This is a genomic window from Arthrobacter sp. 2RAF22, from assembly GCF_052115325.1.
Classification (GTDB): domain Bacteria; phylum Actinomycetota; class Actinomycetes; order Actinomycetales; family Micrococcaceae; genus Arthrobacter.
Map to the genome: position 1 here is coordinate 282263 of NZ_JBFRGL010000001.1, position 18089 is coordinate 300351.

Sequence of the window (18089 nt, forward strand, 5' to 3'; positions counted from 1 at the left end):
GTGAGTAGGCGCGCCCAACTATTCTAGCGCCCGCGGGAATCCGCCCCAAAAATGCCTTGACCAGCATCCCGGACGATTCTAAAGTCAAAACTAACAGTTTTAGATCGCGGCTGCGCGCGCGTTGACGCACACGCAGACCGCGCATGCGAACCGCCAACGCCCCGCGAATCGAGTCACCATGGACACCGAACACATCCTGATTGCAGGCGGCGGACTGGCCGGCGCCACGGCTGCCAAGACACTGCGCTCCGAAGGATTCCAGGGCCGGATCACCGTGGTCTGCGCCGAGAATGAACAGCCCTACTTGCGCCCTCCACTCTCGAAGGAGTTCCTCCTGGGCAACGCCGGCGAGGATACCGTCCCGGTGCTGGCGGCCGGCTGGTACGGGGAGAACGACGTCGAACTCCTCCTTGGCGAGGCGGTCGCGGCTGCCGATCCTGCCGCCCACACGGTGCATCTGCGATCAGGATCCGAGCTTCCGTTCAGCAAGCTCCTGATCGCCACGGGGGCGCAGCCGCGCCGGATTCCGCTCCCCGGTTCGGATCTTGCCGGTGTCATGACGTTCCGCACCTTCAATGATTCCCGCAGGCTCAAGGAAGAACTGTCCGGAGGAGGCCGGAATGTGGTGATGATCGGCTCGGGTTGGATCGGCATGGAGCTTGCCGCGGCCGCGAGCAGCTACGGAAACGCCGTGACCTTGCTGGGACTGGAAGACGTCCCGCTCGGCGTCGCCATCGGACCCGAACTGGGAGGCTTCTTCCGCAGCCTGCACGAAAAGCACGGCGTGCAGTTCCGGCTCCCCGCGAGCGCCGCGGAAATCACCGCCGTCGGGGGCAAGGCGAGCGCCGTTGTCACGAACTCCGGCGAGGTCCTCCCTGCCGACCTCGTGGTGATGGCCGTCGGGGTCGTTCCGGATACGGCCCTGGCCGAAGCAGCCGGCTTGGAGATCCGCAACGGAATCGTGGTGGATGCTTCGCTCCGGACCAGCAGTCCGGACGTGTTCGCAGCCGGAGACGTTGCCAATGCATTGCATCCCTTCACGGGCGAGCACCACCGCAGCGAGCACTGGTCCAACGCCCTCAACGGCGGCAAGGTCGCCGCCAAAGCGATGCTGGGACAGGACGCGATGCTGGACGTGGTCCCGTATTTCTATACGGACCAGTTCGACGTCTCGATGGAGTACTGGGGATATCCCACGCTCGCGGCAGGTTCCGTGCCCGTCATCCGCGGCGTGTTGGAGGAAAACACCTTCCTCGCGTTCTGGCTACGGGATGGCGCCGTCGTGGCGGGCATGAGCGTCAACCAGCAACGGGTACAAAAGCCCGTCAAGGCACTCATTTCGGGGCGCATCCCGGTGGATGTGGACCGCCTGGCTGATCCTGCCGTTCCGCTGGATCAGTTGTTGCCGGCGAGCTGATTGCCGGCCTGACCGGCGGAGCCGCTACCGTGGCCGCGGGCCGCTGTGCCTGCGGTCTGGATGCTGGACTCGTGGCCGGCCATTCCGGCGAGCTTTGCCCGGGCATACGCGTCAGGCAGGGCCTTGAGCAGGGCGTCGACGTCGGCGTCGTTCGAAGAGTGCCCTAGGCTGAACCGCTGTGCCCCGCGGGCGGTGTCCTCGTCCAACCCCATGGCAAGCAGGACGTGCGAGGGCCTGGGGACTCCTGCCGTGCAGGCGGATCCGGTGGATGATTCGATGCCCGCGAGGTCCAGGAGGAACAGCAGGGAATCGCCTTCACAGCCGGGGAACGTGAAGTGGGCGTTGCCGGGCAGCCGGGCGTCGCCGGGCGCGCCGCGCAGCACTGCTTCGGGAATCGCGGCCCGGACCCCGTCGATGATCCGGTCCCGCAAGGCGCTGATCCGCTCGCGCTCTGCCACGAGGTTTTGGGCCGCCCACTCCGCTGCGGCGGCGAATGCCGCGATCGACGCCGTGTCCAACGTTCCCGAGCGGACGTCGCGCTCCTGCCCTCCCCCGTGCTGGACAGGGGTGACCTTGGTGGACCGCCCCAGGAACAGGGCACCCACGCCCACGGGGCCGCCGATTTTGTGGCTTGAGACCGACATCGCGGCGAGCCCGGATTCGCGGAAGCCCAGCGGAATCGAGCCGAAAGCCTGGACTGCGTCCGAGTGCACGGGGATGCCGTGGGCGGCAGCGATTTCCGCGATCTCCTTGACAGGCTGGATGCTGCCCACCTCGTTATTCGCCCACATGACGGTGACCAGGGCTACCGATCCCGGATCACGCTCGATCTCCGCCCGTACAGCGTCCAGCCGCACGACGCCCTGGGAATCGACAGGAAGCCACACTGCTTCGGCCCCTTCGTGCCGTTCCAGCCATTCGACAGTGTCTTGCACCGCGTGATGCTCGACGGCGGAGCAAAGGATCCGCTTGCGGCGGCCGTCTTCGTCGTGGCGGGACCAATACATCCCCTTGACGGCGAGATTGTCTGCCTCGGTGCCGCCGGACGTGAAGATGAGCTCGGAAGGATGCGCCCCGGCCGCAGCCGCAATAGCTTCCCGCGCCTCTTCGACGGATCGCCGGGCACGCCGTCCGGAAGCGTGCAACGATGACGGGTTGCCGGTCCGTGCCAGCTCGCGGGTCATGGCGGTGAGGGGGACGGCGGCAAGGGGCGTGGTGGCGGCATGGTCCAGGTAAACAGGCACTACCCAAGTCTATCGAGACAGGCGGATCCGGGCTTCGGCGGCGGAAGACGCCTTTACGGGCCGCTTCTCCGATCGGGACTAGTCCGCCGGACTGATCACGATGCCGGACGGATTTTGGCGCAGCAATGGCCTTCGCGGTTGTCGTCGGCGATCCGCTCCTCGGCAATTCCGCAGACGGCCGCCGCTCCGCTGAGGAAGGCGCCGTTCATGGCGCAGACGACGCTCGTGTGGCTTTCGGCCAGCCGGTGGAACGGGCAATTGACCAGGGAGTACCCGCCGTCGTCGTCAGGTTCCGGCCTGTAACCGTAGCTTGCCAGGACATCTTCGAAATGCGGCTCCGCACTGCCGGCCTCGCGGCCGCGGGCGTAGGCGGTTTCGAGGAGCACTTCGCGGGGGGAACCACCCTTCGCCATCAGGTTCTGGATGGCAGAAGCCATCACTTCACCGGCGAGGTCATAGTGGCGCTCCGGAACCGAGGCGCCGATCTCTTCAACGACAGGTGAATACAGCTTCGCCGGGCGCCCGGAACCCGGACCGACCTTGCCGCCGAGCTTGCGGAACTCAACACTCAGGAGTCCGTCGCGGACCAGCCGGTCCAGATGGAAGGAGGCCGTGCTGCGGGGAAGCCCGAGGGCCATCGCGGCGTCGTCCCGGCTGACGGCGTCGCGTGCCCCGCAGACGTGCTCGTACAGGCGGCGGCGGTTGCCGTCGTCGAGGGATGCCAAAGCGGAGAGTCGACGCAGCCAGGGAAGTCCGGTCATGCATCAAGCTTAACTCTAAAATCAACACTCATTGCTTAATTCCTTTGGACTTTCTAAAATCAAAGTATCCAGTTTTAGAAAGAAGGCATCATGAACACTGCATCATCCCCGGCCCAGGCGAAAACCGGATCGCTCATGTCCATGGATCCCCAGCGGCAGGCATTCCTGCTCCTCCGGACCGTGTTCACCGTGGCGCCGATCATTTTCGGCCTGGACAAGTTCACCAACCTGCTCACCCACTGGACGATCTACCTGGCGCCCGTGGCCACCTCCGTCATTCCGGTCCCGGCCCAGACCTTCATGTACATCGTGGGAGTCGTGGAGATTGTGGCCGGCATTGCGGTGGCGGTCCGGCCACGCTTTGGCTCGCTCCTGGTGGCGGTCTGGCTTCTGGGCATCATCGTGAACCTGCTGGTGCTGGGCAACTTCTTCGACGTCGCCCTCCGCGACTTCGGCCTGCTTGTGGGCGCACTCGCGCTCAACCGCCTGGCCGTCGCCTCGCAAGCTGACGGCCAGGCTTAGGCCAATACCCGCAGGGCGCCCGGAACCACGTCGATGTCCAAGGGAAGATGGCCGATCCGCTCACCATCGGCGTAGGCCACCACGTTCTCGGCGGCAAGCCGCACTGAACGCACCCGGCGGATTTCCACCGCCGGGTGCGAGGTATGCCGGCCGGAGAAGACCCTGGGGAAGACAGCGAGGAGGGCCAGCCGGGATAACGGCTTGACGATAAACAGATCCAACAAACCGTCGTCGGGCGCGGCATCCGGGACGATGCGCATGCCGCCGCCGATCGATGGGGCGTTGGCCACCGAAATCAGCATGGCGCCTTCCTTCGTTTCCGCGCCGTCGGCAGTCACGGTGTAGTTGATGGCCCGGAACGATCCGAGCTCCCGGAGCATCGCCAGGGTGTAGCGGAGCGTACCGCGGGGCCACCTCCAGGAGTTGGCCCGTTCATTGACGGCAGCGTCGAATCCCGCCGATACAGCTCCCGCAAACCACACGGTCCGTCCGCCGGTGGTGATGCGGCCGGCGTCGAGCACCCGGCCGCCGTCGGCGAGCGCCGAAATCACGCGGGCACAGGAGCCCTCGACATCCTGCAGAGGCAGCCCAAGCATCCGGGCTACGTCGTTTCCCGTACCCACGGGAACAATCCCGAGCGGCAACCCGGTCCCGCTCAGTGAGTTGACGCCCAGATGGACCATGCCGTCGCCGCCCACCACCACCAAGGCTTCGGCGCCTGTGCGAAGCGCTTCGTCCACCGCTTCCCGCAGGGCGTCCATGCTGTCGCGCCGAAGTACGACGACGTCGAGACCCGCCTCGCGGAGGCAGCGGGCGGCTTCGTCCCCGGCAAGGGCGTGCCGTCCAAACGCTGCGGTTGGATTGACCGCCAGCACGATCCTTCGGAGAGATCCGTTCAGCCCGTGGGGGCCGGTACTTGGCAGGTGAATGGGATGATCGGGGCCGGCCGGGGAGTTCACAGCATGAATCATGCCACCGGCACGGGCGTGATCCGGGGAACTAAAGCCCGGGCCGCCGTCGTTCTCATGGTGGGCTGGCTAGACTTGCCAAGATCGCCGCTCCGCACCGGGACGGCGGGAAACTTCAGAATCCCAGAGAAAGGCCCGTGGTTGGCTCAGGGCAGCAGTTCCCACTATCAGATCCTCCGGGTTCCCGTCACCGCGACGGACAAGGAGATCAAAGTGGCCTACAGGAAGGCCGCGAGGAACGCCCATCCGGACCATGGCGGGGATCCTGAGGTCTTTCGGCAGGTCACGCTCGCGTACGAGACCCTGATCGACCCCAAACGACGCGCAGAGTACGACCGGCGGTACGCCAGCGGCACTTCCGGCAGGGCGAACCCTTTCCCGGCGCAAAGGCCGGATTACGCCGGGACCGGCGCTCCAGGGCCGGAAACCCGCACCGGCGTCCACAGGCCGAATGCCCCGCGCAACACGGCCGGCGACGCCCCCGTCTATGTCCCGCCCTTCGATGATCCCCACGAGGTGCCCCTGCTCTCCAAGGGCCAGGCCGCCTTGCAGATCCACGGGATTCCCCGGAAGCGTGGAATCTTCGGGGCCGAAGCCCGCATTCAGCGCGAAATGCGGACAGTCCAGCTCATCAGCCGCCAGATCCTGCCTGCCATCCCGTCGGCCCGGCTCGTCAACGGGCTCCGCTCCCCCTCGGACGACAGCCACATCGACCACGCCCTCCTCGCCGGCTACCGCCTGGCGCTCATCGGTTCCATGCTGCTGCCCAAGGGCGCCTATGCCTGGGACGGGGTGGCGCTCAAGCACGGCGGACGTTCGGTGCCACCGCCCCAGCTCGAGCTGATCGTTCGCCACATGCAGGAGATCTTCCCCGAACTGAATGTGACGGGTTGGGTAGTCGTCCACAGCCCGGACGGCAACCCCCACGAGCCGGTCATCGACCACTACCGGCGCCAGGACGGGGACTTCGGTTCGGTGCAAATCGTCAACGCCTCCGGTTTGGCCCGCGGCCTCAAGCAGTTCCTGAGTTCGGGCCCCGTGCCCAACACCGTGGTTGTCCCGGTCCTTGCCCGGTTGCTCCGCGGCATGCACTGAGCCCGCAGGAGCCACCCCGTATTTTCGCTGGCTAGGATTGATACGTGTTCCGCATCCTCTTCCACACCCCTGAAATCCCGGGCAACACGGGAAACGCCATCCGGCTCGCCGCCATCACCGGCGCAGAGCTCCACCTCGTGGAGCCGTTGGGCTTCGACTTCTCCGACGCGAAGCTGCGCCGAGCGGGACTCGACTACCACGACCTGGCGGTGGTCACGGTGCACAAGGACATCGAGGCCGCATGGGCGGCTTTGCAGCCCGAGCGCGTCTTCGCGTTCACGTCCGACGGCGAATCCTCCTATACGGACATCGCTTACGAGGAGGGCGATGTCCTGATGTTCGGACCCGAGTCCGTCGGGCTTCCGGACTGGCTGAAGCAGGACCCGCACGTCACGGCCCGCGTCCGGCTCCCCATGCTGCCGTCCCTGCGCTCGCTGAACCTTGCCAACGCTGCCTCTATCGCGGTGTATGAAGCCTGGCGCCAACACGGTTTTGCGGGCGCGAAGCTCTAGCGGGCCTGCTCGTCCGCCCGGACATCCGCTGGGTCACCTCCGCGGGTCACCCATCCAAAGCTCCCCCTGCGCCGAATACCCTATGCAGGCCAACAGCCTGGGCAGGCAGCTGGCCTGCGAAGCAGGGCCGGTGGGCGACGGCCGCGGAAGGGGCACAGGTGACTCCTCTCAAGACCCGCAGTGCTTCTGGTACTGCCAGGGTCACGAGCAACCTATGCTGGACGGTGATGGATACACCGAATGTGGGAGGCCCCGAGGCCCCCGGCCTGATTGCCGGCTCGAATGCGCAGCTTGCGGAGTTGCTGGGGTTGATGGCCGACGGCGACCGGGTCGCCTTCAGCGAGTTCTACCGCCTCACTGCGCGGCGGGTCTTCGGCATGGCCAAGCGAGTGCTAGTGGATGCCGGCCTGAGCGAAGATACCACCCAGGAAGTGTTCATCCAGGTCTGGCAGAACGCGGCCAAGTTCGATCCCGAGGCCGGCAGCCCGCTCGCGTGGCTCATGACCATCACCCACCGGCGCGCTATCGACCGCGTCCGCTCGGCCCAGTCCGCCACGGACCGGGAAGCGAAATATGGCGCCGCGAGCCAACTCCTTGACCACGATTCAGTGGAAGAAGAAGCCAGCAGCCGGCTTGAAGCCGAGGCCGTCACCCGTTGCCTCGGCACCCTGACGGAAACGCAATTGGAATCCGTACGGCTCGCCTACTATGGCGGGCTCACCTACCGGGAGGTCGCCGAACAACTCGGTGCGGCGATTCCGACCATCAAGTCCCGCATCCGCGATGGACTTCTCCGACTCAAGACTTGCCTGGGGGTGAGCTGACATGACCGAACACGATGACAACAAACGGAACTTCGGGAAGGAAGGCCTCCGCAGGATGTTTGCCACCGATATAGCCACTGACCTCGCCGAAGGCCGCGCCTTGGAGCTTGCCGAGATCTATGCCCTCGACGCCTTGAGCGACGCCGAGCGTGCTGAAATCGACAACTACATTGCCACGGCGCCTGAACGCTCGGCATTCCTCGAACGGGTCCGGCAGTCACGCGAAGCCCTCACCGCTTCCTTCGCCGACGAGGCCGAACCGCGGCCCGGGCTCTTGCAGGACATCCTGCGGCAGCTCCCGGAACAACCACGAACTGCACAAACCGGCACAGCGTCCGCGCCGTCGTCGGTTCCCGAAGTGTCGACTGGAACCGCAACGCACTTTGCCCCCGACGTCGTGGACCTCGCCGCCGAACGGAACCGACGGGATCGCCGACGCTTCGGAGGCGTCCGTGGTTGGGTGGCAGCCGCTGCGGCTGCCGCGGTGATTGCGCTTGGCGGCTTGGGCGTCGGCGTCTACGTAGCCGGTCAGAACGATCCTGTGAACCAAGTGCTGCAGGCCGGCGATGTCCGTCAAGCCACCGTCGACGTCAACGGTGGCGGTACCGCCACCGTGTCCATCTCCAGCTCGAAGAACGCCGTGGTAGTCCGCATGAACGGCGTTCCCGCTCCCCCGGCCGGCAAGGTCTATCAGATGTGGCTCATTCCCAAGGACGGCTCCGACCCTGTATCCCAGGGCCTTATGGATGCCCAGGCATTGAGCCATCCGGCGGTTGTCTCCGGCATTTCCAGCGCGGCGTCCATCGGCATCACGGTTGAACCCGTGGGTGGCTCCAAGAAACCGACCCTCCCCACGGTCGCTGCAGCACCTCTCACCTAGAGCGAGAGGCCCTGCCCGCCGTTGGCTCTTGCGGCAGGGCTTGACCTTGACGTTACGTCAACTTCTACGCTGGATACATGAAGCAGGACAAGGCAGGTACCTGGACCATTTCCGAGCTGGCCAAGGCCAGCAAGGTCTCCTCGCGGACTTTGCGCCACTATGGCCACCTCGGGCTGTTGGAGCCTGCCCACACAGGATCCAACGGCTACCGGTATTACGGTCAGCCTGAGCTGCTGCGACTGCAGCGGATCCTTCTGCTTCGTGAACTTGGCCTTGGGCTCGAGACCATCGGCGAAGTTCTGGATGGCCAGGCCGACCCTGTGGAGGCACTTGCCGTGCACAGGGATTGGCTGCTGGCCGAGCGCGACCGACTGGACCGGATGTCCCGGACGGTCGACGCCACTATCGCAGCACTACGTCAAGGAGAAACCATGACCGCGGAGAACATCTTCAAGGATTTCGACAACAACCCCTACGAGGCCGAGGCTCGCGAGCGCTGGGGCGATCCTGCCGTCGACGAGAGCAACGCCCGGCACTCGGCGATGACCACAGCCCAAAAGCAGGCGTTCATGGAAGAGTACGCGGCGCTGAACCAGGATCTTGCCCACTGCTTCGACGCCGCCCTTCCGGCGGACCACCCGGACGTCCAGGCCGCCGTCGGCCGGCATTACAAGTGGATCTGCGCGAGTTGGACGCCAAACGCCGAATCCTACGTAGGCCTGGGACAGATGTACGTGGACGACCCCCGGTTCACTGCAAATTACGACAAGGTCCGGGTAGGCCTGGCGCCCTACCTGCTCGAAGGCATCAAGGTCTACGCAGCGCAAAAGCTCAGTTAAGGCACTCTTGCCGAAAAGCGCGACGGCGGCCCGTCCCCATTGGAAACACAGGGGACGGGCCGCCGTCGTACCGGCTGCTAAGCAGCCCCGCTAAATGATCAGCGAGAGCACCATGATGAAGCCGAAGCCGACCACCGAGATGAGTGTCTCCATCACCGACCAGGTCTTGAACGTCTGCCCGACCGTCAGGCCGAACAGTTCCTTCACGAGCCAGAACCCGGCGTCGTTGACGTGGGACAGGAAGAGCGAACCGGCACCGATGGCCAAGGCAAGGAGTGCCGCGTGGGTCGGGCTCAGGCTGCTTGCCAACGGAGCCACGATGCCCGCAGCCGTGACAGTGGCAACTGTCGCCGAGCCCGTGGCCAGGCGAAGCGCCACGGCCACCAGGAACCCCAGGACCAGCACGGACATGTTGGCGCCTTCGGCCCATTTCTTGACTGCGTCACCGACTCCGGCACCGATGAGGGTCTGCTTGAAACCGCCGCCCGCGCCCACGATCAGCAGGATCGCGGCGATCGGTCCGAGGCTGCTGCTGAGCTTGGAGGTGATCTTGCTACCGGTGAAACCGACCGCGTAGCCGAAGGTCACCATGGCGGCGAGCACGGCCAGGGTCATCGCAACGAGGGGCTGGCCAATGAAGTCCAGGACGGTGCGGATCATGGGTGCCGTCTTGGGATCGGCCCAGACGATGTCCGCGACGGCCTTCAACAGCATGAGCACCACCGGGAAAATGATGGTCAGCAGGGTGACCAGGAAGCTGGGCTGACGCTTCACTTCGCTGAGGTCGACGGCGTGCTTGGTGTCGACGCCGCCGGCCACCGCAGGAGCATCAACTGGAACCCAGCGCGCGGCCAAGCGGGAAAACAGCGGTCCACAAATGATCACGGTGGGAACGGCCACCAGGAGCCCAAGAGCCAGGGTGGTGCCCAGTTCAGCCTTCACCGCGCTGATGGCGATGAGTGGGCCCGGGTGCGGCGGGACCAGTCCGTGCAACACGGACAAACCCGCGAGGGCCGGAATGGCAATGCGCATGAGCTTCATCTGCGAGCGCTGGGTGACCAGGACGATCACCGGAAGCAGCAGGACGAGGCCGATCTCAAAGAACATCGGGAGGCCGATGATGACCGCAACCAAAGTGATCATCTAGACCACTTTGTTGCCGCTGGCTTTCTCCAACAAGGTGTCCACCACGCGGTTTGCGCCGCCGGAGTCCGCCAGGAGCTTGCCGAGCATGGCGCCGAGGGCAATCAGGAGGCCGACCTCTTTAAGGACGCCGCCCACGCCGTCTTCGAAGTTGCTGACCACTTTATCGAGGCCGACTCCCGATGCCAGGCCGACGAAGGCCGAACCTAGCACGAGGGACAAGAACGGATGGACCTTGAATTTCGCGATCAGCAGGACGATCAGCGCGATGCCGATAGCCGCGACCACCAGGAGTTGGGTATCGTGCCCGGTCCAGTTCACGCTGCATCTCCGGTTGTGTGTGCCGGCTGTGCCTCAAGGCCGAGCCGTTCGATGATTTCGTCTGCCTCTTCGGCAGGAGAAGCGGAGACGCACAGCGAGATGTGGTTCTCGTCCTCGTTGGGCGCTTCCAGCGCATCGAATTGGGATTCCAGCAGCGAAGCAGGCATGAAGTGCCCGTGGCGCGAAGCCAGCCTGTCGGAAATCTTGTCCTTGCTCCCCTGGAGGAAGACGAACACAACGCCCTCGCCGCGCAAGACGTCCCGGTAGCGCTTCTTCAAGGCCGAGCACGTGATGATGCCCGGCTTTCCAGCTGCCGTACGCTCCTTGATCCAATCGGCAATGATGTCCAGCCACGGCCAACGGTCCTCATCACTGAGTGCGTGCCCCGCCTGCATCTTTGCCACGTTCGCTTCCGGGTGCAGGTCGTCGCCTTCGGCGAGGTCCCAGCCCAGGCGTCCGGCCAATACGCCGGCCACTGTCGATTTACCGGAACCGGAGACGCCCATGATCACCAATACCGGTTGTTGTGCAGTCTTCGCCATCAAAGTCTGCCTCTCTCAATTAAATATGATTTAAACGAGACTAAGCATATGACACAGGTTACACATCAGCAATTTCAGAAACCGGCGATGGTTTGGGACCCGTTGACTTCCACCACATGGAACGCTTCGGCGCTGCGCCCGCCGGGCATTCCGGCGCGCGAGGCATTGTGCCGGAGCATGCCCCGCACGGCCCGTTCCATGCCTTCCAGATCGGGGTGCTGGCTCGCGTGGATCCGGATGGCAGCCAGTTTCGCGTCCACGTGGTCGGTGACGTCCACGAAATAGTTCTCACGGGTTTCGGGACCGGCGAAGAGCCACAGCCATGGCAATTTGAAGGCCTCGAGGCCCGCTTCGGCCAGTTCCGGGTACGCGAAGGGATTCTCAAGCGCGGGGTACACGGCCCGCGTCACGATCTCCCCCACTGCGAGGTGGTCGGGGTGGCTCTTCTGGATCCGGTCCCAATTGCGTTCCGGGTGCATGGCAAGAACGATGTCCGGGCGGATCTCGCGGATGAGTTTCACCACTTGCTTGATGACCCCATGCGTCGGTTCCAGGTAACCATCGCGCTCATGGAGGTAGTGCACGTCCGTCACGCCGACGAGGGCAGCGGCCTGTCGCTGCTCCTCTGCGCGCATGGAGACGATCTCTTCGCGGTGTGCAGGATCAAAACCTCCGGCATCGCCGTCTGTCATGACGCAATAGCTGACCTCGACGCCGGCAGCGGTCCAGGCAGCGATGGTTCCGGCCGCGCCAAAGTCGACGTCGTCCGGGTGGGCGGTAAAACAAAGCACCCGCTCAACGCGCTCTGTGGAGGCGTTGAACGGGCTCTTTGCTGACGTAGCGTCAGAAGACAAAGGGATCAGCCTTTCCGCTTTTTGATCTCTTCGGTGGCCTGTGGAACAACCTTGAAGAGGTCACCGATGATGCCGAAGTCCGCGATCTCGAAGATCGGCGACTCAGCATCCTTATTGATCGCGACGATGACCTTGGAGGTCTGCATCCCGGCCTTTTGCTGGATCGCCCCGGAGATGCCCGCCGAGATGTAGAGCTGCGGAGACACCGTCTTGCCCGTCTGGCCAACCTGGTAGTCATGACCGATCCAGCCCGCATCCGTGGCGGCACGGGAAGCCCCGAGCGCGCCGCCCAGTGCGTCGGCCAGTTCTTCCAACGGACCGAAGTCGCCGTCGACGCCGCGTCCACCGGCAACCACGATCCGGGCTTCGGTGAGCTCGGGACGGCCGCTGGCAGGCTTTTCCGCACGCCCGGTGACCCGTGCGGCATTCGCGGTGGCATCAGCCGGGACGTCGATGGTGACAGCCTCGGGCGTGCCTGACGCGGCCGGGGCCTCGACGTCGACGCTGTTCGGCTTGACGGTGAGCACGGCGACGGCGGTGCGCGCCTTGGCCGTGGTGGTGTACGAGCCGGCGAGGACCGATTTGTGGGCCGTGCCGTCGGCGTCGACCCCCACAACATCGGTGATGACGCCGGCGTTGAGCTTCACGCCAAGACGGGCTGCGATTTCCTTGCCGTCGGCGGTGTTCTCCAGCAGGACGGTCCCGGCTCCGGAGGCCTCTACGGCCGCGGCCAGATAGGCGGCTTTCGGCCCAACCAGGTAGTCGTCCAGGTCCGTTGCGGATGGGCGGTAAAGAACCGAGGCTCCGTGCGCACCCAAGGCGGCTGCGACGTCGTCGTGCAGTTCGCCGTTGACGGCGACCACAGCTTCCCCGAGCGAACGCGCGATCGTCAGGAGTTCCAGGCTGCTCTTCTTGAGCGCTGTGCCCGGGTTGTCAATGAATACAAGTGCTTTTGCCATGTGTCGGAATCCTCTTAGAGCAGCTTCTGGGCGGCCAGGAACTCAACCAGCTTGATGCCGGCGTCGCCTTCGTCGGTGATGATGGTGCCGGCAGTGCGCGGCGGCCGCGCCTCCGCGGTCTCGACGGCGGTCAGGGAACCCGCGGCGCCCACCTGCGCGGCATCGACGCCGATATCGGCCAGGGTGAGTGCCGTGATCTTCTTCTTCTTGGCTGCAAGGATGCCTTTGAAGTTGGGGTATCGCGGTTCGTTGATCTGGTCCGTCACGGAGACCAGCGCGGGCAAGGTTGCCTCCACGGTGTCCGCGTGGGCGTCACCGTCACGGCGCGCTACGATGCGTTCGCCGTTGACCTCCAGGGACGAAGCAAAAGTGACTTGCGGGAGTCCGAGCCGCTCGGCGAGCTGTGCCGGAACCAAGGACGTTTCGCCGTCGGTCGACGCCATGCCCGTCAGGACGAGGTCAACGGGCGAGTCTGCACCGAGATACCGGATCGCCGCGGCAAGGGCCAGCGAAGTGGCTGCGGCATCGGAGCCGGCCAAGGCGTCGTCGCTCAAATGCGCTCCCGAGGAGGCACCGATCTGCAGGGACTTCTTGACCGCGTTCACGGCACCGGCGGGACCCATGCTCAAGGCGATGACCTCGTTGCCGGCCTTGGCACCGCCGCGGGCTTCGCTGAGCTGCAGCGCGGCTTCGAGTGCATACTCGTCCAGTTCGGACAGGATGCTCTCGTCGCGGTCCGTGGTGTTGCCTGGGCCGGTGAGGTGTCGGTCGAACTGCGCGTCCGGGACGTGCTTGACCAGAACAACAATCTTCAATGTATCTCCCACTGTGTTCGAGGCAGCCTTCCATACTCGGGGATGGCCAGCAACTAGGCGCATGGCCAATAGTGCCCGGCATACGGGCTCGTCCTAGCTAAGCATATTGCGGGACAAGTCGGACAACGGCGCCGCGTTAACTCCTGTTTCGTGGATCGCCACCGCCACGGCGGCAAGAGCACACGACGACGGCGGGCCGCACCGGTGGTGCCGCCCGCCGTCGTCGACGTGCTAGTCAGTTCGCGTGCTGGAATCCGCTGCTACGGCGTAGCTGTTACGGAGCAGCGTCCAAGGTCACGTCGAGCTCCTGCGACTGGCCGCTACGCTGGACGGTCACCTTGACCGTTGCGCCTGCCGGCTGCTCCCGGACAGCCGCAGTGAGCTGCTCCGGGTCGGTGATGTCTATACCGGCGAACTTGGTCACGACGTCGCCCACCTTGAGCCCGGCCTTCTCAGCTGCGGAGCCCTTGGTCACGGCCGCGACCTGCGCGCCGATCGAGAACCCGGAGCTGCTGCCTGTTGCCGACTTAGGCTGAACGCTGACGCCGAACTGCCCGTGGGTTGCTTTGCCGTTCTTGATGAGTTCCTGCGCAATACGCTTCGCGTTGTTGATCGGGATGCTGAAGCCAACACCAATGTTGCCGCTGGACGAAGACGAAGAACTGCTGCTGCCGGCAGAAGCGATTGCCACGTTGACGCCGATGATCTCGCCCTTGGTGTTGACGAGCGCTCCACCGGAGTTACCCGGGTTGATCGGCGCGTCGGTCTGGATCACGTTGAGCGAAACGGTGCCCTGGCCCGCACTGCTCTGGCTCTGGCCACCGCCTGGAGGGGCGAATTGGAATCCGCCCTGGCCGCCGTTTTGCGAATTGTCCGAGCCGCCGTTGGGAACAGCCGAGGACGCCACGCTGATGGTGCGGTTGAGCGTGGACACGATGCCGTCGGTGACCGTGCCGGGCAAGCCGAGCGGAGCGCCGATGGCGATGGCGTTGTCTCCGACGTTGATCTTGCTGGAATCACCCAGGGTGGCCGGCACGAGGCCGGAAGCGTTGTCCACCTTGATGATGGCGAGATCCGACAGCGGGTCCGTACCCACTACCGTCGCCTTCAGCACGCGTCCGTCGCTCAACCGCACTTCAATGGCGGCGTTGGCGCTGGCACCGTCAAGGGTCACCACGTGGGTGTTCGTCAGGATGTGGCCTTGGTCGTCGAGGATGATGCCCGAACCGGTGCCGCCCTGGCTCCCGCTTGAAGCCATGATGGTCACGACGCTCGGAGTAGCCTTGGCCGCGGCTGCTGTGATGGCGTTGACGTTGTCCGTGTTGTTGACAATCACGGTTCCCGCCTGGCCGCTGCCGGCCGCCACCGGGGTCCGGCTGTTCAACAACTGATCGCTGGCGGCCACCACGCCTCCACCCACGAGACCGGCTGCCAGGATGCAGGCCACCAAGGTCCCGACGCCGAAGACCGGCTTGCGCTTCGGACTAGCCGCCGGACCTCCCGGGTGGGCGGGGAACTGCTGAGTGGGATAGTGCTGCGCAGGGTTCGGTCCGCCATAGAAAGGCTGGTGCTGCGGGTAGGCGTGCTGCTGTCCCGCGCTGTGCTGGGAAGCTCCGTGTTGGGGCGCTCCGTTCTGGGGAGCGCTGTGCTGAGCGTGGATCTGCTCGGTGGCGTTTTCGGCCGGGCCTTGGGCCCATGGTGCCGGGGCTACCGGGGTCTGTGCTGTATGCTCCGGCTGCGCTGTGTAATCGGGCTGCGCCGGGTAATCGGGCTTCGCAGTGAAATCCTGACCCGGCTGGTATGCCGGCAGCGGGGCCGTAGGCTGGGAATTGGCTTGCTTGTCCGCTTCCGCCTTGCCGGTGCTCTCAGGACCATGGTTCTCGGGGCCATTGTTCTCAGGCTCGGCGCCCTGTGCTGGGTTCTCCGTCATGGGACTTCCTTTCTTCCTCGTCCCCTTAACTATCGTCGCTCTTGCTGGATCAAGAGTCGACGTTCGCTGGGAGCTTGCTGAACGCCGTCATCGGATTGGCCCTATGCCGTCGAATGGCGCCGACTAGCCCCTCAACGTTGGAGAAGGAAGGATTTCTCCCCGTTTCGCTGGCGGCATATTTACCGCTGTGGACGCTCCAAAAGGTGCACCATAGTATCAAGTGGAATTGCCACAGCGACCTGCCGCTTGACAACCATGCGTGGGGGCGCTGATGCATTCTGTTTCGATTGCTCCGGCCCGGACCAGTCGCAGACGTGCTGAAGGGTTGCACATGCGGTCAATGTTGAAACGTGTACTCGCCGTCATCGGCCTGGCCGGATTGCTGGTCCTCCCGGCCACCGCAGCCTGGGCCGAGGGTCCGGTGACCATCCCCTCCGGCCAGAACATCGTGGACAACGCGAATGTCCTGGGCAACCGCAAGGGCGAGGTCCAGGATGCCATCCAGAAGCTCCTGAAGGACCACAAATACAACTTGTACGTGGTCACGGTGAATTCCTTCGACAACCCCTCATCGCCCGCAGACTGGGCCACGGCAGTGGCCACCAAGAAGGGTATGGGCAAGGCTGACGTCATTCTGGCCATCTCCACGGCCGGTCAGTATTATTTCGCACCCAATTCGGCCAGTGCGATCTATTCCAAGAGGTCAACCATTTCGTCCAATGCCATCGCGGCCAACCTGGGCGCAGGCAAGCGCGACTTTGCCCAGGCAGCCATCGACACTGCGGCCGCCGTCGGCGACGCCGCCGGCGGGGGCAGCGGCACGGTTCCTAGCGGCAACTCGGGTGCAGTCGTTTTGATCGGTGCCGGCGTTGTCGCGGCCGGCGGTGTGGGCACGTACTTGTACTTCCGTAACCGCCGCAAGAAGGGCCAGGCATCCGCAACGAGCTACGGCCCGCAGGGCGAACAGCTCGATCCCCTCGCCTCCTTGAGCATCCCGGACTTGCGGCGCAAAGCCGGGTCCCTGCTTATCGAAGCGGACGACACCATCAAATCCAGCGAGCAGGAACTCGGCTTCGCCCAAGCGCAATACGGCGATGCCGCCGTCGGGAACTTCACCAAGGCCTTGCTGGAAGCAAAGAACCATATGACCGAGTCCTTCAAGCTCCAGCAACAGCTCGATGACCACATCCCGGACACCGAAGAGCAGCAGCGCAGTTGGCTTGGCGAAATCATCCGGCGCTCGGACGCGGCCCTCGAGTCGCTGCGGGAGCAGAAGGCCGATTTCGACTCCCTGCGCGAGCTTGAGAAGAACGCGCCGCAGGCTTTGGCCACTGTTGCCGCCGGGGCGAACGAAGCCGAGGCAAAGATCAGCAGCGCGGAGCAATCGCTCAACGGACTGCGCGAGAAGTACGCAGACAGCGCACTTGGCCACGTGAGCGACAACATCACCCAGGCCAAGGACCGGCTTGCCTTCGTTCACAACGCAACAACGACGGCGCAGGAAAAGCTCGCCGCAGGTGAGAGCAGCCTCGCCGCTGTGGCCGTCCGCGCCGCGGAAGAGGGCCTGCACCAGACCAACGTCCTGATCGACGCGATCTCCAAGGTGGCGGGCAACCTCGACGAAGCCCGGAATTCGCTGGAGGGCGCCGTGGTGGAGACCAGCCAGGACCTGGCCCAGGCCAAAGCGATGATCCAGTCCGGCGAACACCCGGAGCTGGCCGGTCCGGTGGCGGGCGTCGAAGCCGCACTGGCGCAGGTCAAGGCCGAAATCCAGGGCGGAAAGATCGATCCCATTGCCACCCTGGACCGGGTGGAGAAGGCACACCAAGCCTTGGACCAGTCCCTCTCGGGAATCCGTGACCAGCAGGAACAGGCAAGGCGCGCGCAAGCCGCGCTCCAGCAGACCATCATGGCTGCCCAGTCCCAGATCAGCGCTACCTCGGACTACATCGCGGCGCGACGCGGCGGCGTTGGCCCCGAGGCCCGTACTCGTTTGGCCGAAGCCCAACGGAATCTCGACTACGCCCTGTCCATTTCCCGCAATGACCCCGTCACCGCACTGACGTACGCCCAGCAGGCCCAGTCGCTCGCTGCACAAGCCGCGCAACTGGCCCAGTCCGACGTCGATCAGTTCGGCGGCTTCGCCAACCAAGGCTACGGCCGCGGCGGCATGTTCGGTGGTGGAGGCAGTGGTGGCGGCCTCGGCGGAGCGATCCTCGGCGGCATCCTCATCAACTCCATCCTCCACGGCGGAGGGGGCGGCTGGGGCGGTGGAAACAACGACGGCGGAGGCGGAGGCTTCTTCGGTGGCGACGGCGGTGGGGGCGGAGGCTTCTTCGGCGGCGACGGTGGAGGTGGAGGCGACTTCGGCGGCGGCGACTCCGGTAGTTTCTAACTCCCAAAGACTAGGTGGGGGCCTGTTCCCCACGTAGAGCGGTACAAAAAACTGATCACTGGATTCAG

At 64.9% G+C, this 18089-nt stretch carries 16 protein-coding genes and 1 pseudogene; 8 read left to right on the plus strand and 9 right to left on the minus strand.

What is annotated here, in order from left to right:
* Positions 1 to 178: 178 nt before the first annotated feature.
* Positions 179 to 1417, plus strand: coding sequence for an NAD(P)/FAD-dependent oxidoreductase (locus tag AB4068_RS01220; RefSeq protein ID WP_441432491.1), 1239 nt, complete (start codon positions 179 to 181; stop codon positions 1415 to 1417).
* Here the strand turns inward: AB4068_RS01220 and AB4068_RS01225 are convergent.
* Together AB4068_RS01225 and AB4068_RS01230 are read right to left on the minus strand one after the other, a co-directional pair.
* On the minus strand, positions 1396 to 2661 hold the full coding sequence (locus AB4068_RS01225) for a cysteine desulfurase family protein (RefSeq protein ID WP_441432492.1): 1266 nt from the start codon (positions 2659 to 2661) through the stop codon (positions 1396 to 1398). The genes AB4068_RS01220 and AB4068_RS01225 overlap by 22 nt on opposite strands.
* 95 nt (positions 2662 to 2756) lie before the next feature.
* Complete coding sequence (locus tag AB4068_RS01230; RefSeq protein ID WP_332601939.1) at positions 2757 to 3422, minus strand: helix-turn-helix transcriptional regulator; 666 nt, start codon at positions 3420 to 3422, stop codon at positions 2757 to 2759.
* 90 nt (positions 3423 to 3512) lie between these two features.
* On the opposite strand from AB4068_RS01230, the gene AB4068_RS01235 reads away from it, so the two are divergent.
* Positions 3513 to 3944 carry a hypothetical protein gene (locus tag AB4068_RS01235; RefSeq protein ID WP_059387530.1) on the plus strand — a complete coding sequence of 144 codons (432 nt, stop codon included), beginning with the start codon at positions 3513 to 3515 and terminating at the stop codon, positions 3942 to 3944.
* Here AB4068_RS01235 and AB4068_RS01240 read toward each other — a convergent pair.
* Positions 3941 to 4819 (minus strand): diacylglycerol/lipid kinase family protein, encoded by an 879-nt coding sequence (locus tag AB4068_RS01240; RefSeq protein ID WP_306961077.1) that lies wholly within the window; start codon positions 4817 to 4819, stop codon positions 3941 to 3943. The genes AB4068_RS01235 and AB4068_RS01240 overlap by 4 nt on opposite strands.
* Before the next feature lie 234 nt (positions 4820 to 5053).
* On the opposite strand from AB4068_RS01240, the gene AB4068_RS01245 reads away from it, so the two are divergent.
* The 5 genes from AB4068_RS01245 (at position 5054) to AB4068_RS01265 (ending at position 9062) form a co-directional block, all read left to right on the plus strand.
* Entirely contained in the window at positions 5054 to 6007 is a 954-nt protein-coding gene (locus AB4068_RS01245; protein ID WP_441432493.1) for a J domain-containing protein, read from the plus strand.
* Between the two features lie 44 nt (positions 6008 to 6051).
* Positions 6052 to 6519 carry a tRNA (cytidine(34)-2'-O)-methyltransferase gene (locus AB4068_RS01250; RefSeq protein WP_059387528.1) on the plus strand — a complete coding sequence of 156 codons (468 nt, stop codon included), beginning with the start codon at positions 6052 to 6054 and terminating at the stop codon, positions 6517 to 6519.
* 227 nt (positions 6520 to 6746) lie between these two features.
* Complete coding sequence (gene sigK, locus AB4068_RS01255) at positions 6747 to 7343, plus strand: ECF RNA polymerase sigma factor SigK (protein WP_059387527.1); 597 nt, start codon at positions 6747 to 6749, stop codon at positions 7341 to 7343.
* Between the two features lies 1 nt (position 7344).
* Complete coding sequence (locus AB4068_RS01260) at positions 7345 to 8223, plus strand: anti-sigma factor (protein ID WP_441432494.1); 879 nt, start codon at positions 7345 to 7347, stop codon at positions 8221 to 8223.
* A 77-nt stretch (positions 8224 to 8300) separates the two neighbouring features.
* The gene (locus AB4068_RS01265; RefSeq protein ID WP_284991537.1) at positions 8301 to 9062 is read left to right on the plus strand and encodes a MerR family transcriptional regulator; all 762 of its coding nucleotides are present in this window, start codon (positions 8301 to 8303) and stop codon (positions 9060 to 9062) included.
* A gap of 90 nt (positions 9063 to 9152) precedes the next feature.
* Here the strand turns inward: AB4068_RS01265 and AB4068_RS01270 are convergent.
* The 6 genes and pseudogenes from AB4068_RS01270 to AB4068_RS01295 form a co-directional block, all read right to left on the minus strand.
* A pseudogene (locus AB4068_RS01270) lies at positions 9153 to 10526 on the minus strand (GntT/GntP/DsdX family permease).
* Positions 10523 to 11068 carry a gluconokinase gene (locus AB4068_RS01275; protein WP_441432495.1) on the minus strand — a complete coding sequence of 182 codons (546 nt, stop codon included), beginning with the start codon at positions 11066 to 11068 and terminating at the stop codon, positions 10523 to 10525. The pseudogene AB4068_RS01270 and the gene AB4068_RS01275 overlap by 4 nt, the downstream one beginning before the upstream one ends.
* Positions 11069 to 11142: 74 nt before the next feature.
* Positions 11143 to 11922, minus strand: coding sequence for a PIG-L deacetylase family protein (locus tag AB4068_RS01280; protein WP_059387523.1), 780 nt, complete (start codon positions 11920 to 11922; stop codon positions 11143 to 11145).
* A 5-nt stretch (positions 11923 to 11927) separates the two neighbouring features.
* Entirely contained in the window at positions 11928 to 12881 is a 954-nt protein-coding gene (locus tag AB4068_RS01285) for an electron transfer flavoprotein subunit alpha/FixB family protein (protein WP_284991532.1), read from the minus strand.
* Positions 12882 to 12895: 14 nt separating this feature from the next.
* Entirely contained in the window at positions 12896 to 13696 is an 801-nt protein-coding gene (locus AB4068_RS01290; protein ID WP_284991530.1) for an electron transfer flavoprotein subunit beta/FixA family protein, read from the minus strand.
* A 274-nt stretch (positions 13697 to 13970) separates the two neighbouring features.
* Positions 13971 to 15626 carry a trypsin-like peptidase domain-containing protein gene (locus AB4068_RS01295; protein WP_441432496.1) on the minus strand — a complete coding sequence of 552 codons (1656 nt, stop codon included), beginning with the start codon at positions 15624 to 15626 and terminating at the stop codon, positions 13971 to 13973.
* Positions 15627 to 15957: 331 nt separating this feature from the next.
* Between AB4068_RS01295 and AB4068_RS01300 the strand changes: the two genes are divergently transcribed.
* The gene (locus AB4068_RS01300) at positions 15958 to 18021 is read left to right on the plus strand and encodes a TPM domain-containing protein (RefSeq protein ID WP_441432497.1); all 2064 of its coding nucleotides are present in this window, start codon (positions 15958 to 15960) and stop codon (positions 18019 to 18021) included.
* Positions 18022 to 18089 lie beyond the last annotated feature (68 nt).